This window comes from Acinetobacter bereziniae LMG 1003 = CIP 70.12 (assembly GCF_000368925.1).
GTDB classification, from domain to species: domain Bacteria; phylum Pseudomonadota; class Gammaproteobacteria; order Pseudomonadales; family Moraxellaceae; genus Acinetobacter; species Acinetobacter bereziniae.
This window is the reverse complement of record NZ_KB849755.1, coordinates 1,746,713-1,755,562: the sequence shown is the minus strand read 5'-3', so window position 1 is coordinate 1,755,562 and position 8,850 is coordinate 1,746,713. Positions and strand designations below refer to the sequence as shown.

Below are 8,850 nucleotides of genomic sequence, written 5' to 3'. Positions count from 1 at the left end.
AGCCAAAAGTCAGCTAGAAAGTAGCCTGAACAATGCCAAAGCCTTAAGTGAAGTTGCCAAGAACCAACAGACCGATCCTTTAGAAGTCTTGAATGAGTTAAAACAATTCCTGAATCAAATAGAAAAAGGTGAAAAAGATAAAGCCGATGCATTTAAACAAGCCTTGATGGTTTTAGCCTCGCCCAATTCAATTGGCTTGTCGAGCAATGAAGACATTCATGTCTCTGCGGATAAACAAATTAGTCATAGTGCGGGGGATAGCGTCAATCTGAGTACGCAAAAGAATTTCTTGGTGCATGCACAAAACAAGATCAGTATGTTTGCAGCACAGGAAGGCGCAAGGCTTTATGCTGGAAATGGTAAAGTGGAGATTCAAGCCCAAGGAGATGGTGCAGATTTGATTGCCCGTAAAGGTATTCAGATTATTTCGACTGAAGATGTAATTGAAGTCAAAAGCCTAAAAGAAATTATTCTTACATCTGGCACTTCACAATTAAAAATTAATGGCTCAGGCGTATTTGTGACGACTGGTGGTATGTTTGAGGTTAAGGCTGGACAGCACAGTTTTATTGGTGGAGCAAAAGTAGATTATTCATTGCCTACTTTCTATGAAAATATCTGTAAGCCATGCCTTTTAAATGCCGCAAAGTTTGGAATGGCATTTGTAGATAAATAAAATGAAAAGAGAAATTATTCCATTTAAACCGATACAGCGCTGCATCGAAGATTATCAAGATGACTTGAATATGTATTTAATCTTGGATGCAGCACAAGTTTCAGATCAAGCCCTGTCATTTATTCATGAGTTTCAAAATGACTCAAGGATAGAATTCTATTCCTTATTTTCAGGTACCACAGAGGGGAATGCACCTTTTGAAGTCGCACCTGTTCTTTTACTCATCCATGATTCAGATCTTTTCAATGATGAGAGATTTAACTTTATTCATCAAACCTGGAAAGACGAACAGGCGCTCAATATTGTATTGAGCTCATTAGATCTGACTCAATTTGTTAAGAAAATGAAAAGTTATTTAACGGTTGAGTTTCCTGATGGAACCCAAAAATTATTTAGATGGTTTGACCCAAGAATCATCAAGAAAATTAATAAAATACTGCAAGATGAACAGGTTGATGAATTTTTTCAAGGCATTGAGCGTTGGGTGATTGCAATTCGAAATTATCAGGATGTGCATACGAATCAATTAATGATATTGGAGCATGCTTGATGTTTGTATTGAGCCAAAAAAAACTATTTGAACTTGATGTTGAACAAAACAAAGAGTTTTTATACGACTTAGTTTATGAAATTATTAAGGAAAATCCAGTATTAAAGCTGAATGGTCAATTCGATCAGTTATTAGGACCTATCCAGACGCTAGTTGATCAATATCTTGAAAAAGGAATCAACCAAATCAACACACTCAAATATATGGTGAAAAGCCATGTGTATTTGGGAATGGATTATCCAACTGATCCGCAATTTGTTTGGATTGAAAATGAAATGCAGCATCACGATATTGGGGAGCAAGTCACTTATGTCGAGGCTTTCGATAAACTTTTAGAAGACTATAAGAAACGTGTTTTAGGGCAAGATTTCAACTTTTTTTTAACAGCAATAGCTCAATTAAAACAGAATCTTAGTCAAATAGATCATCGAGAAAAATTTTCAATTCTTTATCCAGAAAAAGCTGAGTTTTTAAGAGAAAAAGGTGTATTTGATTCGCTTCAAGATCATTATTCAAATGATCTTCAATCTTATAGCGCATATGTGCTAGGAAATGAGTTTAATCAAAATGTCTTTATAAAAAATATAACGTATTTGGAGGTGTAAGATGGGTGTGGGTGGCGCAAGTCCGACAGCGGGTACTTCGTGTGCAACGTGTTTGAAAAAATTTTTAGTACATTTTCGTAGACCTCAAGACTATAGTGGTAACTATGGCTTTGATTGGTTGAGAGATGACTATATTTATGCGAATAAATTTATTGCAGAAGCAAGTAATGCGAAAAAACCTCTTTGTGTTGACGTACAAAAATTAAAAAATGAATATAAAACTGATGTTAAAAATCCAATCTCACCTTATGGACAAGAATACTTTCCTGCTTGGTTAAGTCTATTTTCTTATATTGAGGATTCTAATAGCCCACATATATCAAAGATGACAAAAGATGGAGTAAAATTAGATTTATTTATAGAAGAAATAGAACCTTTAAGTAATGATGGAACAGAATTGATTTTTGAATGTCAAAATAACTTTATTCAACTATCACCTAAACAAATCCTTTTAGTAAATGCACTTAAAAAGAAAGTAAAAGATTCAGATGGAAAAAAACAATACTATCATCTGGCTCGTAGTATTTTAATTAAATGTCAAGGTGGATGGTTAAATGACCATGAGGAAATTAAAGTATTTGCAAAGAAAGGAAGTGTGAAAGTTGAAGTAGGAAAATTAATGCTCTATAAGAATAGCATTGTGAAACATGCAGATATTATATTGATTCCAGTTGTTACTGAATATAGAGGTGGAAAACCAGTTCTACCTGATCGTGTAGATGCTTATGAATATCTGATAAAACGTATAGCATTTAATCAGGCATTGATTCGTGCAGAAATTAAAAGAGAGGCGGTGTTAGACTTAACAAAGTATCAGAATGATCCTTTAGTAAATTTTATTCAAGGAGCAACTAGCAAAACACAAGCTTCTAATTTCGCAAGAGTTTTACGAGAATTATATAATAAGTATGGTCCAATACAGGTTAATGGTGGAATTGATCAAAATGGAAATGGAATATCAAATAGTAAGAAAACATTCGTTTTCTTAACTACAAAGCAGACAGAAGCTGGAGGTGTTTGTACACTTGATGGTCATGTCTGGGGGGATATGGTTATTGTTTTTAAATCAAATTTGAATCATGCACATTCTTATCCACATGAGCTTGGTCATTCATTTTCATTACCTCATACATTTCAAAAGGGAAGTATGGCAAAACACACTTTTTATCGTGGTTCGACTGAAAACTATATGGATTATATGACAGATAGTTTGGGAAATAACAACCCTTTTCATACTGATAAAAAGTCATTTACATTTTTTAAATGGCAGTGGGATATCATGCGCCAAGACAAAAGTATGAATTGATAAAATGATGGAGAATCGTTATGAATATTTATTTTAAGATAAGTTTTTTAATATGCTCTTTTTTTATTTCATCTTGTAGTTCTGGAAATAACTCAGAGAAGAAATTCATTAAAAGAGAAAAATCTGTTTATGTCTTTGAAAATAAGAATGATATAGAGTTAAGTTCTGAAATAAACTACTCAAGGTTTGCTCCAGTAAATCAACTTAAATTAAAAGAGATACCAATCAGTTTAGGTAAAATAATAAATAATATTGAAAAGAAAGGATATAAAAATAGTGATGAATTAATAAATGAAAAACATTTTGAAGTTATTGATTATGGCTTAACTATGAAGAAAATATACTTTTTTAATAATGGGGGGGATGTGCCAGATTTTTTTTCTGAGATTTATGCAACAAATTCTAAATTTAATCAACTCAAAAGTGTTAGATTGAATTTGAGTATGGGATATAATGGAAATAAATTTGAAGAAATAAATTTGGATACAGAAATTCCTGTATCTCTGATTTCGTCGTTGGATATTGCTGATGAAGATGAGTCGAGATATATATATCAAACAATTTTGAATAAGCATGTTTTAAATATAAGAAATAATATAAATGAATATTGTAAGTACTTGGTGACAACAAGAATAAATTTTAAAGATTATTGGTTGGAATTAAATACAGAACGTATAAAAAATAATACTTACTTTAATATTTATAAGAGTGAAGATAATCCTAAGAAGTGTGATTTCTAATAAATTTAGTAATTTAAAGAAAAAAATTTCTACATTTAATGGAGAATATGAGTTTTGAAAGCGAATTTTTTTTTATAGTTTTTTTTATTTTGTGTGTGTCTTGTTCTTCTGAAAATAAAGGGGATACTCAATTAGAGGCTCATAGTGTCAATAAAAAGAATATAAATGATCCATGTTTTAATTCAGATTGTACTCCAGAGAAATTTAATTCGCCTTACTATAAAATTCCATATGAGAAGTTAAAGGATCTTGAGTTTTTAAATTATGAAAATTTTGCTACTGTCTTATTAAGCAAAGATGTCTTGAGTAGTGAAATTTTGAAGGGATATAGTTTTAAAGATAAAGATAACTCAAATTATATAGATCTTGAAAATGAAGCTATGTTAACAATCAATCCAAATCTATCAACAGGCAAGGTTAAATCGATAGATTATGAATTTTTAATGTGTTCATCAATTCAATTAATAGATAAAGATAGAATAAAAAAAATTATAAACATTTTTAAAAATACTAAAGTTAATGAAGGTTTTTTTAAATTTGATATTAATAACATTAAGGAAGGTTTTTTAACTAATACAATTTACAATGGAGATAAGATTGTTTATGAAATTTCATGTGATATTAAGTCACAGAATGGTCAATTTCATATTTATAGAAAATAAATTTTAAGTGATTTAAAATAATGATTTTTAATAAGGGTAATTACAAGATATATTTAGGGTTGGTTCTAGCTTTTACTGTTGGTTGTGATGGTAAAGTAATAACGAATAATAGTAAAGATATAGATTTGATAAATAAGTTCTGTCTAAATAAAGAACCTAATGTAAATCTGGATATAAACAAGTATTTACCTTCGGAAAGTTTAATGGAAAATCCTATAAAGAAGAATTTAGGAATAAGTGTAGTGAATTTTTTTGATAAAATTCAAAATGGAAAAACATTGGATAATATGAATATATATGAAAATCAGGGGTATATTTATATTATTGATGATAATTATGATTCAATAGGTAGGATTATAATAATTCCAGATGGAGAATATGTCAAATATATTAATTTAGAAGTTAGATCTGCTCCTGATATTTTTAAAAAAGAAATTTTAAAGAAAACGATAGTAGGTGTAATAAATGTGTTGAATAATCATGGTGATTCAGAGATCGCGTATAATAAGATGTTAGGAGACTTGTTGGTAAATATGAAGAATGGTGTGTTTAATTTAAAAAATGGTATCTATTCAGGGTCTTTTAAAGATAATGAAATTGTATATGAGATTTCAACAATTAATAAAAAATTTATTGCTTCTAAAGTTGCTAGTGGTGAAATTAAGGATGTTAATTGTAAAACTAGAAAATACCATAATTATAGTGATATAGAGCTTTCGTTTTTTTCAATATATAGAAAATAATTAATATATTTTATAGTTTTTAGGCAGTGTTTTTATGAAATTTTTAATTTTGATATTAACGATTTTTTTAATAAGCGCATTTGCTTTTTTATTTAAATCGAATAATAGTGATTGTAAGGTAAGGAATAGTGAAAATTCAGATGCTGGGAATAGTTACGATGTTCGAGTAGGTAGGAATATATCATTATTCGTTGAAAATAATAAAATTTATCTAAATTATAATCAAAATGAAATTATAAAAAGGTATTTTGAGTTAAATAGTCATTATTTAATATTGAAAGTTTTACATAGTCTTTCTCCTGAAGTTGGATTTGCAGATGGTACTGTTAATAATAGTGTGAAGAGGAATTTTGATTACATTTCCGACCTTTCAGCTAATAGTAATTTAAAGGGTAATCATATATTTTTTAGTAGCGATAACTATGTTTCTTATAATGAAAATATAGAAGAAAAAATTGTGTCTATGATTGAGGATCAGATTTATGTGGTAAGTGGTGAGAAAGTGGGTAGTGTTGATTTAAATAGTAAAGTTAATGCTTTTATAAGGAAATTACAATGTGGTGATTCAAATATGCCTGAAGTGGAAGAATGGAATATAAATGATATGCATATTATTTTAGAGGCTGATGGGAAACAAATTAAAAATAGTAAATATAATAGTTTGAACTTTTTTATTTATTTTACAAGGAAAACGGATAAAAAGTATGAAACATCAATATATTAGTTTTATTTATGTGGTGGTTAATTTTGTTTTAATTTATGTAGCATATGATGAGGTGTAATATTGATCAAGATAATTTTAAGTCTCATACTAAGCTTTTCTCTATTACAATGCTGTTCATCTAAAGAAGTATTAAGTTACCTATGCAAAGTTGATGGTAAAAAAGCTAAAGAAGAGAAATATCAAAATATAGAAAAGAATCTGTCTAGAGCTATTAATTTATTTGTTGTGGATAATGATTTGTATTTGGACTATAATTTTAAAAAAATATATAACAAGTATAAAGAGATGAAATCAAATTATCTAAAGTTAAAAGTTATAGATCGATTATCTGCTGTACAAGGTTTTGATAATGGAGTCGTTCATAATGAAAATTTTGAAGATAACGACCATCATATGTCTACGCTAGAAGTACGAACTACTGGGCAAGGTCCAAACACAAACTTTTACTCCAGTGATAATTTTGTGCCATTTGATGATAATATCCATAAAAATATTAATCAATCAATTACAGACCAAGCTTTTCTAATAGGTATTGCAGCTTTAGACAAGAAAAATATTAATGAATTCATTGAAAATTTTTTAACCAAAGGGCGCTGTCAAGGTGGAGATAAATATGGAAAAGTTATTTCTGAAAGAAATTTTAATGGTGTTCATATCATTTTAGAGTCTGAGCCAGAGTGGTTTGTAGGAAAAGGGCAAGTCAATAGTTTTGCTTATACTGTTTACTATACCAAGGTGACAGATAAAATTTATGAAAAATCATTGTATTATTAAAATTAAAGCCATATTTGTAATACTTTTTTCTCTGGCATGCTATGGCTGTAAGAATAATATTGAAGATTCTAAAAAATATTATATTTTTAAGAGTACTACAGAACATCAAGTCGTTCCAGAAATAGATTTCAGTAAAAACTCACCTGTAAATCAACTTAAATTGGAAGAGATTCCTGTTAGTTTTTCTAAAATCGAAAATGCAATCTTAACTTCAGGATACATTGAATCAAATAAAGATGCTTCAATAGTTCATAAACGATATGAAATAGAACCAAACTCATATGGTATAAATAAGATTTTCTTTTATAGTCAAGGTTTTGAACTACCTGAAATTTCTTCTACAGTGTATTCAAATGGAGAAAATTTAAAGTATCAACGTAAGATCGTTATTTATTTGGGTCATGATTTTGACAAATCTACTGGAAAATATAAAAAAATTAATTTGAATCCAGAAGTTCCCATTATTTATGCTAAAGTTTTAGGGCTAAATAAGACAGATTCAAAGAAAGTATATGAAAAATTACTACATGAACATATTGCTGATATAGAGAATGGAATAAATAAATATGGAGATTTTTTAGTCACAAATAGAATTAAAATTGCTGATTATTGGTTTGAATTCAATACTGAACAAACACATAATAATACTACTTTTTATATTTACAAAACCAATGGTACACCTAGGGTAAATGCTACTGAATAATATAACTTTTAATTGTGAAAATTTAAAATGGGTAAAATATTTTTAATTGTTATTCTTGCTTTTTTATTATCTTATGATTTTAATGCGAAACCTAGTGTTTACTTAAAAATTATGGGAGAGTATGAGCACAAAATAAATGATCCTTGTTTAAGTGCAGATTGTACACCTAGAGCTTTATTCACACCATATCATCGTATTGTTTTTACTGAAGGAAAAAGAATTGATAAGGTTGTGTTTAAAGATTTTATTGGTGGTTTGGTCTATAAGAAAGTCATAACTGAAAATGATTATAGAAATGTAAATTTTGATGATAATTTTAATTCTTTGACTATTTTAATTAGAAATTCTATTCTAATTGTTAATCCAGATTCAGGCGGTTCAGGTGTTAAATCTATTGAATATAGATTTGAGAACTGTAATCAAATTTCTGATTTTGATAAAAATAATGTCAGGAATATTCTAAATTTAATTAATTTTGATAAAACAGATAAAGATTTTTATGATTTTAGCAAGAATGGTGGTGAAATAATGATTAATAATTTTTACGAGAAGGGAGTTGGCTTGGAGGTGAATTGTGATCCAAACAATAATTCTGGACAAGTAAATATATATCGCAGATAAATATTAATTTTTTTGTTTCAAGTGATTTTTTGGTTAAGTTTATGAAATATAATATTTTTGTTTGGAGTGGGGTGGTATTTTTAATTAGTACTTCTGTATCGTACTATAGTTATGGAACGAATGTAGATCAGCGTTTTTTTATTTTTGAAGATAAAAATAAATCAGTCTTATCAACAGAAATAAATTATTTAAGATTTGCACCAGTCAATCAGCTGAATTTGAATGCAATGCCAAGGTAATCCCCCCTCAAAATAATTGAACTCAAAAGTAGAAAATCGAATAATCCTGTTCAATGAGATTTTTTATGAAAACATCTAAATATTCAGACAGCTTAATCATGAGTATTTTAAAACAAGCTGAATCAGGAACACCTGTGCCTAACTTATGCCGTGAACATGGTATGAATTCCGCTACATTTTATAAATGGAAAGCGAAATATGGAGGTATGGATATTTCAATGATGACACGACTTAAAGAATTAGAAGCTGAAAATGCTCGTCTGAAACGTATGTATGCTGACGAACGCCTTAAAGCAGATATTCTTCAGGATGCACTGTCAAAGAAGTTATAAAGCCTGCACAACGTAAATCTCTTGCTCAGCGAGCTGTTGAACAATTTAAGATTTCAGTGAGTAAAGCTTGCTTTATATTTCAACTTAGTCAAACCTGTTATCGTTATAAAGCTCAATTAGATGAGCAAAATAAGATGATTGCAGACTGGCTACTGAAGCTCACCAACGAGAATAA

The 8,850-nt window shown here is 29.0% G+C and carries 12 protein-coding genes and 1 pseudogene; all 13 read left to right on the top strand.

The genetic code is table 11. The annotated features are described in order from the left end of the window. The coding region (locus tag F938_RS10000; protein WP_005031210.1) for a DUF2345 domain-containing protein at positions 1 to 676 on the top strand (676 nt) is incomplete at its 5' end. A gap of 1 nt (position 677) precedes the next feature. Further along, on the top strand, positions 678 to 1,226 hold the full coding sequence (locus tag F938_RS09995; protein ID WP_005031207.1) for a DUF4123 domain-containing protein: 549 nt from the start codon (positions 678 to 680) through the stop codon (positions 1,224 to 1,226). Then, positions 1,226 to 1,831, top strand: a complete 606-nt coding sequence (locus tag F938_RS09990; RefSeq protein ID WP_005031205.1) for a hypothetical protein — start codon at positions 1,226 to 1,228, stop codon at positions 1,829 to 1,831. The genes F938_RS09995 and F938_RS09990 overlap by 1 nt, the downstream gene beginning before the upstream one ends. Before the next feature lies 1 nt (position 1,832). After that, positions 1,833 to 3,137: a hypothetical protein gene (locus tag F938_RS09985; protein WP_005031203.1), complete on the top strand. Its 1,305-nt coding sequence runs from the start codon at positions 1,833 to 1,835 to the stop codon at positions 3,135 to 3,137. Positions 3,138 to 3,157: 20 nt separating this feature from the next. Further along, the gene (locus F938_RS09980; protein WP_005031201.1) at positions 3,158 to 3,877 is read left to right on the top strand and encodes a hypothetical protein; all 720 of its coding nucleotides are present in this window, start codon (positions 3,158 to 3,160) and stop codon (positions 3,875 to 3,877) included. A gap of 47 nt (positions 3,878 to 3,924) precedes the next feature. Further along, positions 3,925 to 4,539, top strand: coding sequence for a hypothetical protein (locus F938_RS09975; protein WP_010590856.1), 615 nt, complete (start codon positions 3,925 to 3,927; stop codon positions 4,537 to 4,539). Between the two features lie 20 nt (positions 4,540 to 4,559). Continuing rightward, entirely contained in the window at positions 4,560 to 5,282 is a 723-nt protein-coding gene (locus F938_RS09970; RefSeq protein ID WP_005031198.1) for a hypothetical protein, read from the top strand. A gap of 34 nt (positions 5,283 to 5,316) precedes the next feature. Further along, complete coding sequence (locus F938_RS09965) at positions 5,317 to 6,006, top strand: hypothetical protein (RefSeq protein WP_005031197.1); 690 nt, start codon at positions 5,317 to 5,319, stop codon at positions 6,004 to 6,006. A 60-nt stretch (positions 6,007 to 6,066) separates the two neighbouring features. Beyond that, entirely contained in the window at positions 6,067 to 6,780 is a 714-nt protein-coding gene (locus F938_RS09960) for a hypothetical protein (RefSeq protein WP_005031196.1), read from the top strand. After that, positions 6,758 to 7,483, top strand: a complete 726-nt coding sequence (locus tag F938_RS09955; protein ID WP_005031195.1) for a hypothetical protein — start codon at positions 6,758 to 6,760, stop codon at positions 7,481 to 7,483. Before F938_RS09960 ends, F938_RS09955 begins: the two co-directional genes overlap by 23 nt. A gap of 27 nt (positions 7,484 to 7,510) precedes the next feature. Beyond that, positions 7,511 to 8,104 carry a hypothetical protein gene (locus F938_RS09950; RefSeq protein ID WP_005031194.1) on the top strand — a complete coding sequence of 198 codons (594 nt, stop codon included), beginning with the start codon at positions 7,511 to 7,513 and terminating at the stop codon, positions 8,102 to 8,104. 41 nt (positions 8,105 to 8,145) lie between these two features. Beyond that, positions 8,146 to 8,343 carry a hypothetical protein gene (locus tag F938_RS09945; protein WP_005031193.1) on the top strand — a complete coding sequence of 66 codons (198 nt, stop codon included), beginning with the start codon at positions 8,146 to 8,148 and terminating at the stop codon, positions 8,341 to 8,343. Between the two features lie 65 nt (positions 8,344 to 8,408). Next, positions 8,409 to 8,850, top strand: a pseudogene (locus tag F938_RS23775) (transposase); the annotation flags it as partial.

Bases quoted from the DNA above. Each gene is read 5' to 3' on its own strand.
- F938_RS09995 (WP_005031207.1), top strand. From the start codon at position 678: ATGAAAAGAGAAATTATTCCATTTAAACCGATACAGCGCTGCATCGAA.
- F938_RS09990 (WP_005031205.1), top strand. From the start codon at position 1,226: ATGTTTGTATTGAGCCAAAAAAAACTATTTGAACTTGATGTTGAACAA.
- F938_RS09985 (WP_005031203.1), top strand. From the start codon at position 1,833: ATGGGTGTGGGTGGCGCAAGTCCGACAGCGGGTACTTCGTGTGCAACG.
- F938_RS09980 (WP_005031201.1), top strand. From the start codon at position 3,158: ATGAATATTTATTTTAAGATAAGTTTTTTAATATGCTCTTTTTTTATT.
- F938_RS09975 (WP_010590856.1), top strand. From the start codon at position 3,925: ATGAGTTTTGAAAGCGAATTTTTTTTTATAGTTTTTTTTATTTTGTGT.
- F938_RS09970 (WP_005031198.1), top strand. From the start codon at position 4,560: ATGATTTTTAATAAGGGTAATTACAAGATATATTTAGGGTTGGTTCTA.
- F938_RS09965 (WP_005031197.1), top strand. From the start codon at position 5,317: ATGAAATTTTTAATTTTGATATTAACGATTTTTTTAATAAGCGCATTT.
- F938_RS09955 (WP_005031195.1), top strand. From the start codon at position 6,758: ATGAAAAATCATTGTATTATTAAAATTAAAGCCATATTTGTAATACTT.
- F938_RS09950 (WP_005031194.1), top strand. From the start codon at position 7,511: ATGGGTAAAATATTTTTAATTGTTATTCTTGCTTTTTTATTATCTTAT.
- F938_RS09945 (WP_005031193.1), top strand. From the start codon at position 8,146: ATGAAATATAATATTTTTGTTTGGAGTGGGGTGGTATTTTTAATTAGT.